Here is an 18,537-nt window from a genome sequence, read left to right on the forward strand (position 1 = left end):
TATCTTCAGGCGGATCGCGATTCCTTTTGGAGCATCGGAAAGCGCAAAAGATAAAAGTTATATACGAAAGGATACTCCACTATGCGCATGCATTGGTGACCCAGCGGTTGTATTGTGCGAAGAGAACGCTGACTTTTCAGATGCAGGGGCGCGACATGCTCATTCTCATCAAGGCGATTGGTCGGGCGGTGGCTCTGGGGGCCCTGCTTTCCGCGGCACCGCTGGCGGCCAAGGACCTGCCCACCCCGAAGGGCGAGGTCATTCTGACCGTCACGGGCGACATCGGTGCCAAGAACCAGGGCGACAGTGCGGTCTTCGACTTCGACATGCTGCGGCAGATGGGCGAGGTCACCTTCGCGACGTCGACGCCGTGGACGGACGGGGTGCAGGAGTTCACCGGAATCCCGCTGAACGTCCTGACCAAGGAGCTGGGCGTCACCGAAGGGACGATCAAGGCGACGGCGATCAACGACTATGCCATCGAGATTCCGCTGTCCGATGCTGTCGAGGGCGGACCGATCCTGGCCTACATGCAGAACGGCAAGCCGATGTCGGTGCGCGACAAGGGGCCGATCTGGGTGGTCTATCCCTATGACCTTGACCAGGACTACCAGGCGGAACTGATCTATTCGCGCAGCATCTGGCAGCTCGTCCGGCTGGACGTCGCGGCCGACTGACGGATGGCACCGGCGCAGGACAGGCCGCGCCTCCGGCGACCCGGACGGAACCGACTGCCGACGCTGATCCTGACGGCGGTGCTGTCCGGCATCCTGCTCTGCGTCCTGGCCATCTCGTTCCTGGCGACCAACGTCCAGCGCGAGGTCGATGCGCTGGCCGTAGCAAACTCGGACACCACGCAATGGACCCTGGTCCAGGCGGAGGTCGAGCTTCTGGCGCTTCTGGTCGCGGTGCATGATGCCGAGGTGCATTCGTCCGAAAAGACGCTTCCGTCCCGGCTGAACGAGGTGCGTCGGCGCTATGACGTGCTGTACAGTCGGGTGCAGCTGATCGGCGAAAGCCAGCAGTTCGGCGATCTGCGGCGGAGTGCGGAGGCGGCGGTCGACCTCGCCACGATGAACGCGTTCCTGGACAAGCACACTCCGCTGATCGACAGCACGGATGCCGAGCTTGCCACCGGCCTGCCGGGCTTTCTGGCCGATCTGATCGAATTGCGCCCCACGGTGAGGAACTTCTCGCAGATGGGCGTGCGGTTCTATGCGGCGGATTCGGACGAGAAACGGATCAGCGTCGCGTCCACGCTGGCGAAGATCGGCTACCTGACGCTGGCGCTGGTGCTGGCGCTGTTGGGCGGCATCGCGATCCTCATGTCGATGTACCGTCGCAGCATCCGGTCCGAACGGTCGGCGGCGGAAGCGCGGAACCGTCTGCAGGAAGTGATCGCGACCTCGCTGGACGGAATCATCGCCACGGACGGAGCCGGGCGGGTGATCGATTACAACGGCGCGGCCGAGCGGCTGTTCGGCTACACCTGGGCCGAGGCGGTCGGGCGCGACATGGCCGACCTCATCATTCCCGACCATCTGCGCGAGGCGCATCTGGAAGGGATGAAGCGCTACCGTTCGGGCGGAGAGCGGCGGGTGGTGGGCAAGGGCCTGGTGCGGATGGAAGCCAGGCGGAAGGACGGGACCATCTTTCCGGTGGAACTGTCGCTGTCCGCGGCCACCTTCGGCGGGAAGGAGATCTTCGTTTCGTTCCTGCGCGACATCTCGGACCGGGTGGCGGCCGAGGAGGAGCTGATCGAGACGCGGGACCGGGCGGTGGCGGGCGAAAGGGCCAAGGCCGAGCTTCTGGCCGTGATGAGCCACGAGATGCGGACGCCCCTGAACGGCATCATGGGCGCGATCGAGCTGATGCAGGACACCAAGCTGACCGCCCGGCAAAGGCAGTTCCTGACGGCGATGAACACCTCGGCAGGGCTGCTGCTGCACCATGTGAACGGCGTGCTCAGCATGTCGCGGGCCGAGGCGGGGCAATTGGAACTGCTGACGACCGAAGTCGATCCGGCGGTCCTGCTGCAGGAACTGGTGGAAAGCCAGCGCCATGCGATCGAGGCTCATGGCAACCAGATCTGCTGCGACACGGTGGCGGCACCCGAACGGATCTGGGTCGATCAGCTGCGGCTGCGCCAGGTGATCCTGAACCTGGTCGGCAATGCCAACAAGTTCACCCGCAACGGCGAGATCCGCGTCGAATGCGACCGGATCCCGGACCATGACCTGGTCGAGTTCCGCGTGGTCGACACCGGGATCGGCATCGCGGAAGAGCACCTTGAGCAGATCTTCGACGAATTCCGGACGCTGGATTCCAGCTATGCCCGCCAGGCCGAGGGGACGGGCCTTGGGCTTGCGATCTCGCGTCGGCTGGTGACGGCGATGGGCGGCGCGATCGGGGTCGACAGCGAACCGGGAGAGGGAAGCATCTTCTGGGTGCGCCTGCCCATGGGCACGCCGATCCACCGCGAGGAGCGGCCGAAGAAGCAGCCGGAGGCGCGGCCCGTCCGGCAGGCGGCCGCCAACGTGCCGTTGCGGATCCTGCTTGTCGAGGACAACCAGATCAACCGGCTGGTCGCCCGCGAGATGCTGCAGAAGTCCGGCCATCGGGTAATCGAGGCCCATGACGGGCGCGAAGGGGTGCACCTGGCCGCTCTGCAGTCCTATGACGTGATCCTGATGGACATCAGCATGCCCGACATGGACGGAGTCGAGGCGACGCGGCACATCCGGGCCTCGGACGGACCGAACCGCGCGACGCCGATCATCGCCCTGACTGCCCATGCCCTGCCCGAGGACACCCGCCGTTTCCTGGCCGCCGGGATCACCGAGGCTCTGGTCAAGCCGCTGAGCCTTGCCGCGCTGCAGCAGGCGCTGGCCGGGGTCACGGCCGCGCCAAAACCCGAGGCAGACCAGGAGGCGACCGGCTCGATCTCGGCGGCCTTCGGCTTTCTCGCCGAAAGCATCGGGGCCGAGAAGGCGGGGCGGCTTCTGCAGTCCTTCCGGTCCGAAGCCGAGGCGCTGGTGCAGCGCACGGTGTCGGCGGAATGGGGCGGGCTGTCCGACGCGGAGCGTGCCGATGCCGTGCACAAGGTTGCGGGATCGGCGGCGATCATGGGGGCGGCCTCCTTCCGTGCCTGCCTGCAGGCGCTGGAGACCGCCTACCGGAAGGGCGATGCGACGGCCGCCGCGCGGGGGCTGGAGGCGCTGGCGAAATGCTGGCAGGCGACGGTCGAGGAAATCGGCGCCTGCATCGAGGTCCAGGCCTAGGCCGGGGAACATTCTGGCAAGGCCCCGGTTGGCCCCCCGGTTGATCCCGGTGGAAGGACCTTGCCATGACCCGATCCTCGACCCGCATCGCGGTGCCGCTTGCCCTCGCCGGGGCGGCGGTCGCGGCCTACTACCTGTCGCAGCAATCGCGCGCCGGCCATCCGCCGGACAGTGCCCCCGGCCGGACTGCGAAGCAGGGCTGGTTCGGCGACTACAAGGTCGCGGGCCGGTCGGTGACCATCGCCGCCCCCCGGCAGGAGCTGTTCCAGCGCTGGACCACGCCCGCCGAGTTGGGCCGGTTCATGGAGAACGTGCGCTCGGTCGAGGAGGGCCCGGACGGGACCTGGCGCTGGATCGTCGCGGGGCCGGCGGGAAGCGAAGTCACGCTTGCCACCCGGATCGTCGAAGAGCGCAAGGGCGAGTTCCTGGCCTGGCGCTCGGTCGAGGGTTCGGACATCGAGGCCGAGGGAAAGGTGTTCTTCCGCGATGCTCCGGCCGGTCGCGGGTCCATCGTCGAGGCGATCATCGCCTACAAGCCGCCGGGCGGCACCATCGGGCACTGGATCGCGAAAGCCTTCCGCGCCGATCCGCGCCTGCAGGGTCGGCACGAGTTGAAACGGCTGAAGATGCTGGTCGAGACGGGCGAGATCGCCACCTCGGCCAACCGCCGCGAGGAAAGGACCTGACATGCGCGCACTGACCTTCCAAGGCACCCGGGACGTCCGGGTCGAGACCGTGCCGGACCCCGAGATCGTCAATCCGCGCGATGCGATCATCGAGATCACCTCGACCGCGATCTGCGGGTCGGACCTGCATCTTTATGACGGGGTGATCCCCGGCGTGCAGAAGGGCGACATCCTGGGGCACGAGTTCATGGGCCGCGTGGTGGAGACCGGCCCCGGCTCGACCCTGCGGAAGGGCGAGCGGGTGGTGGTGCCCTTCACCATTTCCTGCGGCGGGTGCTTCTTCTGCCAGCTGGGCCAGTTCTCGGGCTGCGACAACTCGAATCCGGTGGAAAAGCAGGATGCGACCGAGGCGGCCTATGGCCATGCCCTGACGGGGATGTTCGGCTATTCGGACCTGACGGGCGGCTATCCAGGCGGGCAGGCGCAATATGCGCGGGTGCCGTTCTCTGACGTGGGGCCGATCGTGGTGCCCGAGGGGATCGATGACGAGCAGGTGCTGTTTCTGTCCGACATCCTGCCCACCGGATGGATGGCGGCCGAGAACGCGCACATCGTGCCGGGCGATACGGTGGCGGTCTGGGGCTGCGGGCCGGTGGGGCTTTTCGCGGTGCAGTCCGCGATGCTGATGGGGGCGGGGCAGGTCATCGCCATCGACCACCACCCGCACCGGCTGGATCTGGCGCGGGGCCTCGGGGCCGAGGTCATCGACTACACCCAGACCCACGTGCTGGACGCGCTGATGGAGATGTCGGGCGGGATCGGCCCGGATGCGGTGATCGATGCCGTGGGGATGGAGAGCCACGGCTTTGCGCCGGACAACATGCTGGACACGATCAAGCAGAAGATCCTGCCGGGCACTGACCGGGGCCATGTCCTGCGCATGGCGCTGATGGCGGTGCGGAAGGGCGGACGGGTGTCGATCCCGGGCGTCTATGGCGGGATGGTCGACAAGTTCCCGATGGGGGCCCTGATGCAGAAGGGCGTCCAGATCCGCACCGGCCAGACCCATGTCCAGCGCTATACCCGGGACCTTCTGAACCGGATCATGGAGGGCCAGATCGACACGACCTTCCTGATCTCGCACCGCCTGTCGCTGGAGGAAGCGGCCGAGGGCTACCGGAACTTCAGCGACAACCAGAACGAATGGACGAAGGTGGTGCTGAAGCCCTGACGCGGAACAGTCCCGCGCCTTCTGCGCCGCGCTTGCGGTCCCGCGCCTTGCCCGCGGGACGGTCACGCCGCAGGCGGCGCGCCTGGAATGCGGCAGGTGTGCCGAGAGCTGTATCGTGTTTCCCGCGGAACAGACGGGACAAGTCCCTTGTGGCACCTTTTCCAGGAGGCGTGTGTGACGCCGCGTTTCCAGGGAGGAGACTGTCATGAGCGTGACCCACAGTGTGATTGCACAGATGTTCACCGACCGGCTGGGGCCGACGGAGTCTCATGATGACGAGAACTCGGTCGACCGTGGTCACCGTCTGGAGATGGAGGCCATGTCGCTGACGCGCCTCTTGGGGCGGCTGGCGTGGTGGCGGCACGACACGGCGGCCGCGGCCTCGCAGGCCGAGCTGGAGTCGGCCATCAAGCGGCTTGCGGAATTGTCCCCGCATCTGTTGATCGACGTGGGGGTGGATCCCGCCACGGGCCAGGTTGCCGAGGATGGCGTGGTGCTGGTCCTGGCGCGGCCGATCCAAAGCGTCGAGCAGGCGCCGGAACCCGTGGCAGTGCCGGTCCCCGCCGTGCGCCCGGCGCGTCCGAAGCGGCAGAAGTCCCCGCTGCCAGTCGACGCGGGTTCGGTGAAACTGGCGCCCGGCTGAGGGGCGTCAGGTTCTGGAAGCGACCCTTTCGGCCGCGGCAAGTTCGCCCTGCAGCTTCGCGTTTTCGGCCGAGCGGGGCTTGGACAGGCCGGCGAGCAGCAGGTAGGCCACGGGCGTGATGTAAAGCGTCGCGATGGTTGCCAGGCCCAGGCCGCCGACGATGACCCAGCCCAGGACCTCGCGCGCTTCGGCCCCCGCGCCCTGCGCCAGGACCAGGGGCACGCCGCCGAGGACGGTGGCGATCATCGTCATCATCACGGGGCGCAGGCGGACGATGGACGCCTCCTCGATCGCCTGGCGGACGGAGTGGCCGCGCTCGCGAAGCTGGTCGGCGAATTCCACGATCAGGATCCCGTTCTTCGCCATGATCCCCACCAGAAGGACGAGGCCGATCTGCGAATAGACGTTGACGCTGCCGCCGGTGATGAGGAGCGCAAGGACCGCGCAGGCAAGGCCCAGGGGCACCGTCGCCATGACGATCACGGCCGAGACGAAGCTTTCGAACTGGGCGGCAAGCACGAGGAACACGACAGCCAGCGCGATGGCGAAGGTAAGGAGAAGGCTGGACGAGGTCTCGCCCAGGGTCGCGGCTTCGGCCAGGGGGACGAGGCGCATGTCTTCGGTCAGGACGTCGTCGGACAGGGCCCGGACCTCGGCCAGGGCTGCCCCGAGCGGGAAGTCGGGGGAGAGGGACGCGGTGATCGGGACCGAGCGGCTTTGGGACTCGCGGCCAAGCTCGGGCGCGATGGCGCGTTCGGTCAGCGTGGCGAAGGACGACAGCGGAACGAGCTGCCCGCTGTCCGAAGGGACGAAGGTACGTTCCAGGTCGCCGGGGTCGTCCACCGGCGTTTCGGTCGAGACGAGCCGGATGTCGAAGCTGTCGTCCTGCAGGAAGATCGTGCCCACCGTGCGGCCGTCCAGCACGGCCTGCAGGGCTTCGCCCAGACCGTCGATGCGGACGCCCAGATCCTCGGCCCGGGCGCGGTCGATCTCGACATAAAGCTGTGGCTGGGTGGTGTCGTAGCCAAGCCGCACCTGGCCGAAGCGGGGGTCTTCCTCCATCTTGTCGACCAGAGCGCGGGCGGCCTCGGCCAGATTGCCGTAATCGTCGCCAAGGAGCGCGAAGGACAGGCCCTGTCCGGCCCCCCGGATCCCCAGCGAGTTGGGCTGGATTGCGAAGGCGCGGATGCCGACGATGCCGCGCAGGCCCGCGGTCAGTTCGTCGGAAATCTCTTGCTGGCTGCGGGTGCGGTCGGCCCAGTCGGCCAGGGTGATGACCATGAAGCCCCGGCTTCCGCCGCCGGTGCCCGAGATGGAAAAGACGCTGGTGACTTCGCCCGAGGCGCGCAGCGGTTCGACGAGCGCCTCGATCTCGCGCATCTTGGCATCGGTGTAGTCAAGCGCCACGCCCTGCGGGGCCGATACCGACAGAAGGATCACGGAGCGGTCCTCGGTCGGGGTCAGTTCCTGGCGGAGCGTGGTGAAGGTGGCGAAGGCCAGCGCGGCGAAGACGACGGCCACAGCCACCGCGACGAGCGGCGCGTTGAGGCAGCGCCGCAGGGTCCAGGCGTAGACGCCCGAGAGGGCATCGCCGACCCGGTCCAGCCTGCCCCGGCGTTGCGCGTGGGGCCGCAGCATCCGCGCGGCAAGCACGGGGCAGAGCGTCAGCGCGGTGACCGAGGACAAAAGGACCGCGATGGCGAGGGTGAAGCCGAATTCACGGAACAGCCCGCCGGTCTGGCCCGGCAGGAAGGAGAGCGGCACGAAGACGGCGGCCAGGGTCGCGGTGGTGGCGAGGACGGCGAAGAACACCTGTTCGGCGCCAAGCACGGCCGCGGCGCGGGCGCCCATGCCTTCGGACCGGCGACGGACGATGTTCTCCAGCACGACGATGGCGTCATCCACCACGATCCCGGTCGCGAGGACCAGCGCCAGAAGCGTCATGATGTTGATGGAAAAGCCCACCAGCCAGATCGCGGCCAGCGTGCCGATCATGGCGACGGGAATGGCCACGACCGGGATCAGCGTGGCGCGGGCGTCGCGCAGGAAGAGGTAGATCACCGCCGTCACGATCAGCACCGACAGGACCAGCGCCAGTTCGACCTCGTGGATCGCGCCCTGGATGAAATCGGCGCTGTCCGAGGTGACATACATGCGCACGTCTTCCGGCAGCAGCGGCTGCAGGTCCGCCACCACGTCGCGCACGGCGGCCGAGATCGCGAGCGAGTTGCCGTTGGCCTGGCGGATGATGCCGAGGCCGATCCCGGTTTCGCCGTTGGCACGCAGGATCGACGCGCCGGATTCGGGGCCAAGCGTCACCTGTGCCACGTCGCCAAGCCGGACGTCGCCTGCGATGGTCAGCGCCTCGATCTCTTCGGCGGTGGCGATGGCCGCCGTGGTGCGGACCTGCAGGGTCTGCCGGTCCGAGCTGAGCGAGCCTGCGGGCGAATCCTGCGCGACACCCGCCAGGACTGTGCGAAGGTCGGCAACGGTCAGTCCACGTGCGGCCAGCTGCATGAGGTCGATGTCGACGCGGAAGGAAAGCTCGCGGTCGCCGAAGATCTGCAGGTCGGCCACGCCGGGAGCGGCAAGAAGGCGCGATTCGGCAAGCTCGCTGACCAGTGCGGTCAGTTCGTCGGCGGTCCGCTTGGGCGAGGTCACCGCGATGCGCAGGATCGCGTCGGAATCGGCGTCGGACTTGACGACGCGGGGGGCCTCGGCGCCGTCAGGAAGCGACCCGGCGAGACGGGCCACGGCATCGCGCAGGTCGGTGGCGGCGATGTCGAGGTCCACGCCCTCGCCGAATTCGACGGTCACGCGGCTGGAGCCGAAGCGCGAGGAGGAGGAAATGGATTCGACACCCGGGATCCGGCTGGCCGCACCTTCGATCACCGCCGTCACCTCGCGGTCGACGGTTTCGGGCGCGGCGCCGGAGTAGTCGGTCGAGATCGAGACGACGGGGCGCTCGACCGCCGGAAGTTCGCGGACATCGACGCCGAGGAAGGCCGCAAGGCCCGCGATGACGATGAGCGCGTTCAGAACGAAGGCAAGGACCGGCCGGCGGACGAAGAGCGCGACGCGGTGGGGCGCGTTGGGGGCGGGGGTGTCCATAGGGTCAGCTCCGCGGCGGGGTGACGGTGACGGCGGACCCCGGGCGCAGGAGGTTGACGCCTTCGGTCACGACAAGGTCGCCGGGGGCGAAGTCGCCCTCGACCAGCACGAAGTCGGCGTTGCGCTGCATGAGGCTGACGGGAAGCCGGGTCGCCTTGCCCTCGCGCACGACCCAGACATAGGCGCCCTCCGAGCCCCACTGGATCGACAGCGGATCCACGGCCGGATAGTCGGCCCCGGTGAAGCCCAGGTCGATGCGGAAGGCCATGCCGGCGCGGAAGCGGTCCTCGGGATTGCCGATGCTGGCCCGGACGCGGAGCGTGCGGCTGGCCTCGTCCACGCGGTTGTCGACCGAGATCACCCGGCCTTCGACCGTGCTGCCGGGGAGCGAGACGGCCATGGCGTCGAGCCGGTCTCCGACCCGGATCAGCGGGGCCAGCCGTTCTGGGACGCGGAAGTCGAGGATCAGGGTGGAGCGGTCCTCGATCCTGGTGATGGTGGTAGAGGAGGTGACGAGCGATCCGGGCTGCGGTTCGATCAGGCCGACGAAGCCGGGGATCGGGGCCAGAAGCTGGTGGTCGGCGAGCGTGCGCTCGGCGGTCTTGAGTTCCAGGTCGGCGGTGCGCAGCGCAAGCTCGGCCTCCTGGCGTTGCAGGGTGCTGGCGGCGCCGGACTGGGTCAGCTGGGCCAGCCGGTCGACGGTGCGCTGGGCATCTTCCAGCACCAGCCGGGCCCGGTCGACCGAAAGCTGGGCGGTGGCGGCATCGAGCCGGGCGATGACGGTCCCGGCCTCGACCCGGTCGCCAGGGGCCACGGAGATTTCCGCGATCCGGCCGGTCACGCCGAAGGCGAGGTCCGCAGCCTGCGCGCCTTCGGCAGAGCCGATGACCGACAGAAGGTCCTGCATCGCCCGCGTCTCGACGGGAAGCGCGATGACCGGAACCTCGCCGCCCGCGCGACTGCCGGGACCGCCAGGGCCAGAGCGGCCCGTGTCCTCTACTGGCGCGGGCACAAGCCCGGCCGCGCTGAGCGGGCCGAGAAGGCCGACCCGGTCCAGCCAGGGATGGCTGCCGGGGACGAAGCGGGCCGAGACCGGAACGGCCACGGCAGCGATCAGTGCGACGACGACAAGCTGGCTGCCAAGCTTCATCCAAGACCCTTCGTGATCGGCCCCGCAGGTGCCGGACTTCCCCGTGACGGCCGCAGCCGGACCTGTGGCCCAGAGCGCGACTTAACGCGGCAGGGGCCAAGGCAAGGCCCGTCCCGCGCATCGGTGCAGAATTGAGGCGCGGGGTCAAATCGGCAAGTCACCTTGCCTTGAGCCGGAAGGGGTGGGTGGAGAGGGGGTGGTCCGGTCCGGCGACGTAGCGAAGGGGCGGTGGGCCGGACATTGTGAAGGCCGATCTCGTGGTGGTCGCGGGGCAGGGGCAATCAACCCCCCCTGAGACCCTTCGCCACGCGTGGAGCGCCGGAGTTTTCGAAAACTCCGGACCGATTTCTTCGAAGAAATCGGCGCCGGGGGCCAGCGACGCTCCTGGACCTGCGGCTCGGCCCCGGGTGGCGCATCGCCATGTGGTCTTTGCCGGACGCGCCGCGCCTGGTGGGGGAGGGCGCAATGCGTGACGGGGCGACGGCGCGGGGCGTCGCGCGAGCCGGGCTGAGCGGTTTTCGCGCGCGAGAACGTCGGGCTGCACGGTCAGATGCTGGGCAGGATGAAGTCCGGGATGATGCCCGACGCCTGGATGAAGGGCTGGGCGTCCAGGCCCGCGAAAAGGCCGTGATCGGTGACAAGCACGCTTCGGCAGCCGGCCGCCGCTCCGCCAAGGACATCGGTGTGGAGCGTGTCGCCCACCATCGCCAGCCGGTCCGGGGCGAGGCCCGTTCGTGCGATGCCTTCGGCGAAAGCCTCGGGGAAGGGCTTGCCGAACCAGTGCGTCTCGACCGGGACCTGGTCGAGGAGATCATGGCCGAAAAGCCCCGGCTCCAGCGTCAGCCCGCCTTCGCGCGGGGCCACGAGGTCGGGGTTGGCGATGACCATGGGGCGCGGGCGCTGGCGGAGCGCCGCGATCAGTGCCGCTTGCAGGGCAGGGGTCCAGCGCGCGGTGGACAGGAACAGGATCGCGTCGGCCGACCCCAGCGCCGTAGGGTCTGCGACCGCGTCGACGAGCCGCGCGGGGATATCGGCAAACGTGTCCCCCGCCGCCGCGATGGCCGCCCAGGTCGCGCCGGGGGCGATGGTCTCGAGCCGCGCCACGGCAACATCGCGGGAGGCCACGACCTCGTCGGCGGTGAAGTCGAAGCCGAGGCGGTGATACTTGGCCAGAAGCTGCTCGCGGGTGTAGCTGGCGGCATTGGTCAGGACCGCAAGCCGCTTGCCCCGCGCGCGAAGCGACTTGAGCCTGGCGACGGCGCCGGGAATGGGGGTCTCGCCCACGTTCAGGACCCCGAAGGCATCCAGGAGAAAGCCGTCCACGTGATCGGCCACCTCTTCCAGCGACGGCAGGTGGAGCGACCGGGACGGATAGCGGGCCTGCGGCAGGCGGGGGCGGATCGCCTCATACCGGGCGAAGGCGGAGGGCGCGTCCGACAGCATGTCGCCCGCACCGGCGTCGAGGGACACGTCAGACACTGGTGAAGCCGCCTTCCACCATGAGAAGCGCGCCGTTGACCATCGCCGAGGCGTCTGAAGCGAGGTAAAGTGCCGCGTCCGCGACTTCCACCGGCTCGGCAAAACGGCGGGCCGGGGTGGCGTTGCGGAAAGGGTCGCCCTTTTCGGGCTTGCCCCAGACCTCGACCCCCATCGGGGTCATCACCACCGTTGGGCAGATCGCGTTCACCTGAATGTTGTGGCGCGCCCATTCGGCGCAGAGCGACTTCGTCAGCGCGTTGAGACCTCCCTTCGACGAGGCATAGGCCGCGTGGTCGTCGAGCGCGATGACCCCGGTCTGCGAAGAGATGTTGATGACCTTGCCCCAGCGCTGCGCGATCATCGCGGGGGCCAGCGTCCGAGCCGTCAGGAAGGGCGCGCGGAGGTTTACGGCCATCATCCGGTCCCAGGCGTCCGTCGTGAAGTCCAGGGCGGGGGCGACATGGGCGATCCCGGCCGAGTTCACGAGGATATCGATAGTGCCCCATTCCTTCAGCGCCGTTTCGCAGGCGGTCACGGGTTCGGTGGGACTGGCCATCTCGGCCACCAGCGTCAGGCAGCGGCGACCCTGGGCGCGGACCCTGGCGGCGGTGGCGTCGAGGTCGGCCTGGTCCCGTCCCAGCGCCACGATGTCGGCCCCGGCTTCGGCGAAGACGGCGGCGATCTCGGCCCCGATGCCCTTGGAGGCCCCGGTGATCAGCGCCTTGCGGCCCTTCAGCGAAAAGCGGTCCTGCCAGCCCATCGGCTACTCCAGGTTGGTATGGCGGGCGCGCATCGCCTGCGGGTCCACGGCCAACCTGTCACGGAGGGCGAGGACCAGCAACTCGAACGCAAGATACTGCGCGCCTTCAAAGAGTGAGCCCATCGGCAGGACCGAGGTCGCGGCGGCGCCCTGGTCATTGGCCATGGTCTGGGCGGGGATCAGGAACACACGGTCGGCGGCCATGGGCGCGCTGCCCTGGGGCTGCGCCGTGACGCAGGCGATCCGGGCGCCCGCGTTGCGGGCCACGCCGATCAGCCCGTCCACGGTGGAAAATCCGCCGGGCCCCGCGCTGACCACCAGAAGGTCGCCGGGGCCGACGGGCGGGCAGGACATGTCGCCCACGACATGCGCATCGAGGCCCATGTGGTAAAGCCGCATGGCCAGTGCCCGCATCATCAGCCCCTCGCGCCCGACGCCGTAGCAGACCACGCGTTTGGCCTGCGCGAGTTCGGTGACCATGCCGTCCAGCGCCGCGGGGTCGATGGCGGCGACCGCGTCGCGGATTTCCTGGGCGGCCCGGGTTGCAAGGTCGGAAAGCGTCATGTGCCCACCCTTGTTTGCGCGGCCTTCGGCAGGGCGGCAAGCGCCGCCTGGTCCAGAAGCCCCACCTCGTCCAGGAGGTCGAGCACGGTATAGCGGCTGCGCAGGAAGCGGGCCTTCAGGATCGTGCGGTAAAGGTAGGCGGGATCGACACCGATGTCCTGGGCCTCGACCGGGGCGCCGGCGGTGGCGAGGTGGCCGGCCATGCGGTCGGCGGTCCAGAGTCGGTCGCGCAGGCGCTGCGCGAGGTCCGGCCATGCGTCGCGCAGGCGGGTGAGGCGGGCCTTCAGTTCGACGCCCTCGACATGTTTTGCGCGGGTTTCGACGATGGCGCGATCGGCGATCTCGCCGGGGCCGAAACGATCCAGGATCTCGGCCTGCTTGGCGGCCAGCGTCGGGGCCTCGGCGGCGCGGCGGGCCGGGTCGAGGGACGAAAGGTCGCGGGTCAGGAGCCAGTCGTACATCCGCAGCGCCGTCATCGTGCCCACCGCGACGCAGGCACCGTGGCTGACGCGTTCGCCGCCGTGGTGGAGGTCATCCATCTCCCACAGATGCGCGATCTGGTGGTCGGCACCGCTGGCCGGGCGGGACGAGCCGTGCGCTTCCATCGCAAGGCCCACGAGCGTGAGGCCCAGGAACAGCCCCTCCACCGCGTCCCGGTCGCCCGCCGCGATCCGCTGGGGCTGCGAGAGCCAGCCCTCTAGGCCGCCTTGCACCATCGGCCAGGCAACATCGTCGATGGCTTCGATCCCCAGCGCGTCGGCGATGATCCAGTCGCCGCCCGCCGGGACTTTTCCGGCAAGGTCCCCATAGCCCCAGCCAGTCATCTCGGGCGGGGCGGCGGCAATCACGTCGAGGTCGGCGAGGAGGACCTTGGCCGGACGGCAGGGAATCGTCTTCTTGAACCCCTTCTCGGACAGCGGCGCCCCGGCGGAGGTATAGCCGTCCATGCTGGCCGCGGTGGCCACGCACATGTAGGGGATGTCGGCGGTGAAGGCCGCGTGCTTGACCACGTCGTTCATCACGCCCGAGCCGATGGCGATGGGTGTCTCGCCCGGTTTCAGGACGGCGCGGAGCGAATCGGCGAGGTCCACCGTGGGTTTCGGGCGCGGTTGAGCGGGAATGATGTGTCGACGCGAGGTGATGCCCGCGGCGGTGAGGGCGGCTTCGACGCCGGCTCCCGCAGCACCCCATCCTTTGTCGTCGGCCATCAGGACCACCGGACCCTGGAAGTGGCGGGCGTAAAGCGCCCCGGCCCGGGCCAGGACGCCGCGCCCGATCACCACCTCGGCCACATTCGCCGACCGCGCCACCGCGTCGCGGATCAGGTCCCCGCTCATCGCGCCACCCCGCCCGACGCGAGCGTCCTGCCATCGGCCGCGAAATGGTGCTGGCGGTGCGCGGGCAGGTCGAGGCCGATCTCGGCCCCGTGGTCCAGCGCCGTGTCGCCCTCGGCCCGGACGACGAGGGTCTGCCCGCCGTTGAGCCGCACGTAAAGGTAGGCGTCACCCCCCAAGGTTTCGGTGATGGACACGGTGGCCGAGAGCTGGCCCTGTCCGGCCGGCTTCAGGACAAGATGCTCGGGTCGGATGCCCAGTTTCACCGTCCCTGCCGGCGCCGCGCCCAGGGTCACGCCCTCGACCACCACCTGCCCCTCGCGCAGATCGACGGGAAGGAAGTTCATCGCCGGTGCCCCGATGAAGCCCGCGACGAATTCGCTGGCGGGGCGGTTGTAAAGCTCCATCGGCGCGCCGACCTGTTCGATGCGCCCCGCATTAAGGACCACGATCTTGTCGGCCATGGTCATGGCCTCGACCTGGTCGTGGGTGACGTAGATCATCGTGGCCTTCAGGTCGCGGTGCAGCGCCTCAAGCTCCACCCGCATCTGCACTCGCAGCTTTGCGTCGAGGTTCGACAGCGGCTCGTCGAAGAGGAACACCTTCGGTTCCTTGACGATGGCCCGGCCGATGGCGACGCGCTGGCGCTGGCCACCGGACAACTGGCCGGGCTTGCGGTCAAGGTAGGGTTCCAGCTGCAGGATGCGCGCGGCCTCGGCGATCCGGCGCTTGCGGTCGGCTTCGGGGAAGTTGTTCACCTTCATGCCGAAGTCCATGTTCTCGCGCACGGTCATATGCGGGTATAGCGCATAGGACTGGAACACCATCGCCACATCGCGGTCGCTGGGGGCAGCGCGCGTCACATCGCGGTCGCCGATGTGGACCGTGCCGCCCGAAATCTCCTCCAGCCCCGCGATGGACCGCAGAAGCGTCGACTTCCCGCAGCCCGAGGGCCCGACGAAGACCGCGAATTCGCCATCCGCGATGTCCAGCGACACGTCGTGCAGCGCCTGCGCCGCACCGTAGAACTTGTTCACGCCCGACAGCCTGACCTCGGCCATGCCGACCCTTTCCCTTGCGCCGGCCTTCCGGCGCTGACTTGCATTTTTTCCGGTTGACTCGCCCCGGTTTCGATACATTTATATGTGCAGCGTTACAAATGGAAGTCAACTCTGCAACGCTGAACCTTAGGGAGGTTGGAATGAAACTCAAGTCGCATGTCAGCGCGCTTGCGCTGGCGTCCGCGTCGCTGGCCGGTCTGACCGGCGCGGCGCAGGCCTGGTCCCTGGAAGAGGCGGCCAAGCCCTATGCCGGGACCGAGCTGGAAGTGCTGTTCCTGGACCGTCCGGGCTACAACGCCGCGATCCAGATGCTGCCGGAATTCGAGGCGGCGACCGGCATCAAGGTCAACTACACCACCGTGCCGTATGAGAACGCGCTGGGCGAACAGGTGCGTGACTTCGTGGCCGGGGGCGACCTCGACATCGCGCTGATCGACCTCGTCTGGATCGGCAACTTCGCCGAGAACGGCTGGCTCGTCCCGTCCGAGACCTTCATCAACAACCCGGAACTGGCCGACCCCGAGCTGGACATGGCCGACTTCTTCCCGCTGGTGCTGGACGCCTTCGGGTCTTGGAACGGGGTGAACTACGGCCTGCCGTTCGACAACTATTCGGGCCTGCTGTTCTACAACAAGTGCATGCTGGCCGATGCCGGGTTCGACAAGCCCCCGGCCACCTGGCAAGAGGTGATGGACACCTATGGCCCGGCGCTGACCAAGGACGGCAAGTACGCCTACGCACTGCAGTCGAAGCGCAACGAGACCCAGTCGGCCGACAGCTTTGCCCGGTTCCTGTGGCCCTTCGGCGGGTCGTTCCTGAACGCCGAGTTCAAGTCGAACCTGATGTCGCCGGAGTCTCAGGCGGGCCTCAAGTTCCGTCAGGACCTGATGAAGTTCATGCCCGAAGGCATCGTCGCCTATGACCATGCCGAGACGGTGAACGCCTTTGCGCAGGGCGACGTGGCGATGATCACCGAATGGTCGGCTTTCTATTCGACCGTGGTCAGCCCCGAGACGTCGAAAGTCGCGGACTGCGTTGAAATTGCTCCGGAACCCACCGGCCCGGCAGGCCGGAAACCGGCGCTGGGCGGCTTCTCGCTGGCGGTGGCAACCCAGGCCGATGACGCCGAAAAGGCGGCCGGATGGCTCTTCATCCAGTGGGTGACCTCGAAGGCCAAGGCGGGCCAGTACCTGGAGATGGGCGGCGTCCCGGCGCGGCAGTCGGCCTATGCCGATCCGGCGCTGGCCGAGAAGTTCAAGTTCATCCCGGCGCTGGTCGAAAGCTGGAAGGAAGGCGTGCCGGAGTTCCGTCCGCGCTTCGCCGAATGGCCCGCGATCACCGAGATCGTGCAGGAATGGGGCACCAAGATGATGCTGGGTGAAGTCAGCATAGAAGAGGGCTCCAAGCAGATCGGCGAGAAGATGGAAGCGGTACTGGCCGAGGCCGGCTACTACGACGGCAAGAAGCCCTTGGCGCAGTAAGCGCCCGGTGTAATCTCCTCCCAGGAGACGTGCCTTCGGGCACCGAAGGCCCCCGCCCCCGCGGCGGGGGCCTGACCAAAAGCAGACCCGAGCGAGGCCCCCCATGACCTTCCGCGTGCCCCGGCGCACTGTCGCCGCCTTCCTTGGCCCCGCCGTTGCAGCGCTGGCCATCGTGGGCATCGCGCCGCTGCTTTATGCGGTCTGGAAAAGCCTGCACTACTTCAACCTGACCAAGATCGCGCAGCAAAGGTTCGTCGGGCTCGAGAACTACTGGGCCGTCCTGACCGACCCGGTCTTCTGGCAGGCGATGGGGCGGACGGGGCTCTTGTTCATCATCGCGGTGCCGATCCAGATCGCGCTGGGCCTGTTGATCGCGCTGGTCCTGCACCGGCCGGGGCTGACCTTCTGGAAGACGCTGACGCGGCTGTCGCTGGTCCTGCCGATGGCCACGACCTATGCCGTGGTGGGACTTCTGGCGCAGGTGATGCTGAACCAGAAATACGGCGTCATCAACCAGATGCTGGGCTGGATCGGCGTCGACGCGATCAATTTTATCGGTGATCCGACAAATGCATTCATCGCCGTGGTCCTATGGGACATCTGGCAGTGGACGCCCTTCGTGGCACTTGTGCTCTTGGCCGGCCTTTCGACCGTCCCGCCCGAGATCGAAGAGGCCGCCAAGCTGGAGACGAAGTCGAACTGGACCGTCCTGCGCCATGTGCAGCTGCCGTTCCTGATCCCCAGCCTGGTGGCCGTCCTGATCCTGCGCACGGCGGACACGCTGAAGCTCTTCGACATGCCCTTCACCATGACGCGCGGCGGGCCGGGGTCGGCCACCGAGTTCATCGCCGTCTTGATCGAGCGCGTCGGCAACCGGCAGTTCGACATCGGCATGGCGGCGGCGCAGTCGATCATCATGCTGGCGATCACCATCGTGCTGGCCCGGCTCTACATCAAACTTTTCTACCGCGAGGTCCGCTGACATGGCCGCCCCCGTCCAACGCCGGTCCCGCTGGGGCGAAGGTGCGCTCCTCCTGCTTATCGGGCTTTTCTGCGTCTTTCCGTTCTACTGGATGGTGACGACCAGCCTGAAGACGCAGGTCGTGGCGCTCGAATCCCCGCCGGTCTGGTGGTTCACGCCGACGCTCGCGAACTACTGGGAGGTGCTGTTCGTCGACAAGGTCGGCCCGGCGCTGATCAACTCGATCATCGTCGCGGTCTGCACCACGGCACTCGCCGTTGGCCTGGGCACCCCTGCGGCTTACGCGCTGGCCAGGTTCGAGTTCCGCGGCAAGCAGGACCTGTGGTTCTGGTTCATCACCAACCGCTTCGTCAGCCCGGTGGTCCTTGCCTTCCCGGTCTTCCTGATCGCCCGCGAGACCGGGCTTCGCGACACGCATTTCGCGCTGATCCTGATGTACCTGACCTTCACCCTGCCGATCGTCATCTGGATCTGCACCGACCAGTTCCGCGGCATCCCTCGGGAACTGGACGAGGCGGCGATGCTGGAAGGGGCCAGCCAGTGGCGAATCTTCCGGTCGATCTGCCTGCCCTTGGCCATGCCCGGCGTTGCGGTGAGCAGCATCCTGTCCTTCATCTTCTCGTGGAACGAACTCCTGTTCGCCTACATCCTGGCCCCCAAGGTCGCAAAGACCGCCCCTGCGATGGCGGTGACCTTCATGGAAGGCTACGATGTGCCTTATGGAAAGATCATGGCCACCTCGACACTGATTGTCGTGCCCGTCTTGATCTTTGCGCTTCTGGCGTCAAAACACCTGGTCCGGGGCCTCACGATGGGGGCCGTGAAGTAGGGCGA

The 18,537-nt window shown here is 67.9% G+C and carries 15 protein-coding genes; 8 read left to right on the forward strand and 7 right to left on the reverse strand.

Features of this window, described 5'->3' with window-relative positions; genetic code table 11:
- The first annotated feature begins 155 nt into the window (after positions 1 to 155).
- The 5 genes from ACE3Q6_RS03795 (at position 156) to ACE3Q6_RS03815 (ending at position 5,781) form a co-directional block, all read left to right on the forward strand.
- Complete coding sequence (locus ACE3Q6_RS03795; protein ID WP_374428656.1) at positions 156 to 677, forward strand: molybdopterin-dependent oxidoreductase; 522 nt, start codon at positions 156 to 158, stop codon at positions 675 to 677.
- A 3-nt stretch (positions 678 to 680) separates the two neighbouring features.
- Entirely contained in the window at positions 681 to 3,281 is a 2,601-nt protein-coding gene (locus ACE3Q6_RS03800) for an ATP-binding protein (RefSeq protein WP_374428658.1), read from the forward strand.
- 65 nt (positions 3,282 to 3,346) lie between these two features.
- Entirely contained in the window at positions 3,347 to 3,967 is a 621-nt protein-coding gene (locus tag ACE3Q6_RS03805) for an SRPBCC family protein (protein ID WP_374428660.1), read from the forward strand.
- 1 nt (position 3,968) lies between these two features.
- A complete protein-coding gene (locus ACE3Q6_RS03810) occupies positions 3,969 to 5,138 on the forward strand; it encodes a zinc-dependent alcohol dehydrogenase (protein WP_374428662.1) in 1,170 nt (389 codons plus the stop codon).
- A 205-nt stretch (positions 5,139 to 5,343) separates the two neighbouring features.
- Positions 5,344 to 5,781 carry a hypothetical protein gene (locus ACE3Q6_RS03815; RefSeq protein WP_374428664.1) on the forward strand — a complete coding sequence of 146 codons (438 nt, stop codon included), beginning with the start codon at positions 5,344 to 5,346 and terminating at the stop codon, positions 5,779 to 5,781.
- A 6-nt stretch (positions 5,782 to 5,787) separates the two neighbouring features.
- Here ACE3Q6_RS03815 and ACE3Q6_RS03820 read toward each other — a convergent pair whose 3' ends face one another.
- The 7 genes from ACE3Q6_RS03820 to ACE3Q6_RS03850 form a co-directional block, all read right to left on the reverse strand.
- Positions 5,788 to 8,892, reverse strand: coding sequence for an efflux RND transporter permease subunit (locus ACE3Q6_RS03820; RefSeq protein ID WP_374428666.1), 3,105 nt, complete (start codon positions 8,890 to 8,892; stop codon positions 5,788 to 5,790).
- 4 nt (positions 8,893 to 8,896) lie between these two features.
- Entirely contained in the window at positions 8,897 to 10,042 is a 1,146-nt protein-coding gene (locus ACE3Q6_RS03825; RefSeq protein ID WP_374428668.1) for an efflux RND transporter periplasmic adaptor subunit, read from the reverse strand.
- A 546-nt stretch (positions 10,043 to 10,588) separates the two neighbouring features.
- Positions 10,589 to 11,521: an HAD-IIA family hydrolase gene (locus ACE3Q6_RS03830; RefSeq protein WP_374428671.1), complete on the reverse strand. Its 933-nt coding sequence runs from the start codon at positions 11,519 to 11,521 to the stop codon at positions 10,589 to 10,591.
- Complete coding sequence (locus tag ACE3Q6_RS03835) at positions 11,514 to 12,281, reverse strand: SDR family NAD(P)-dependent oxidoreductase (protein WP_374428673.1); 768 nt, start codon at positions 12,279 to 12,281, stop codon at positions 11,514 to 11,516. The genes ACE3Q6_RS03830 and ACE3Q6_RS03835 overlap by 8 nt, the downstream gene beginning before the upstream one ends.
- Before the next feature lie 3 nt (positions 12,282 to 12,284).
- Positions 12,285 to 12,845 (reverse strand): SIS domain-containing protein, encoded by a 561-nt coding sequence (locus tag ACE3Q6_RS03840; RefSeq protein WP_374428674.1) that lies wholly within the window; start codon positions 12,843 to 12,845, stop codon positions 12,285 to 12,287.
- Positions 12,842 to 14,182: a sn-glycerol-1-phosphate dehydrogenase gene (locus tag ACE3Q6_RS03845; protein ID WP_374428676.1), complete on the reverse strand. Its 1,341-nt coding sequence runs from the start codon at positions 14,180 to 14,182 to the stop codon at positions 12,842 to 12,844. The genes ACE3Q6_RS03840 and ACE3Q6_RS03845 overlap by 4 nt, the downstream gene beginning before the upstream one ends.
- Entirely contained in the window at positions 14,179 to 15,240 is a 1,062-nt protein-coding gene (locus tag ACE3Q6_RS03850) for an ABC transporter ATP-binding protein (protein ID WP_374428678.1), read from the reverse strand. The genes ACE3Q6_RS03845 and ACE3Q6_RS03850 overlap by 4 nt, the downstream gene beginning before the upstream one ends.
- A gap of 140 nt (positions 15,241 to 15,380) precedes the next feature.
- Here ACE3Q6_RS03850 and ACE3Q6_RS03855 point away from each other — a divergent pair, with 140 nt between their 5' ends.
- The 3 genes from ACE3Q6_RS03855 to ACE3Q6_RS03865 all read left to right on the forward strand — a co-directional run bounded on the left by ACE3Q6_RS03855 (position 15,381) and on the right by ACE3Q6_RS03865 (position 18,532).
- Positions 15,381 to 16,721, forward strand: coding sequence for a sugar ABC transporter substrate-binding protein (locus ACE3Q6_RS03855; protein ID WP_374428681.1), 1,341 nt, complete (start codon positions 15,381 to 15,383; stop codon positions 16,719 to 16,721).
- Positions 16,722 to 16,824: 103 nt separating this feature from the next.
- Positions 16,825 to 17,703, forward strand: a complete 879-nt coding sequence (locus ACE3Q6_RS03860) for a carbohydrate ABC transporter permease (protein WP_374428684.1) — start codon at positions 16,825 to 16,827, stop codon at positions 17,701 to 17,703.
- 1 nt (position 17,704) lies between these two features.
- Complete coding sequence (locus tag ACE3Q6_RS03865; protein ID WP_374428686.1) at positions 17,705 to 18,532, forward strand: carbohydrate ABC transporter permease; 828 nt, start codon at positions 17,705 to 17,707, stop codon at positions 18,530 to 18,532.
- Positions 18,533 to 18,537: the final 5 nt, after the last annotated feature.

The sequence above is a fragment of the Tabrizicola sp. genome (assembly GCF_041913445.1).
GTDB lineage: Bacteria > Pseudomonadota > Alphaproteobacteria > Rhodobacterales > Rhodobacteraceae > Tabrizicola.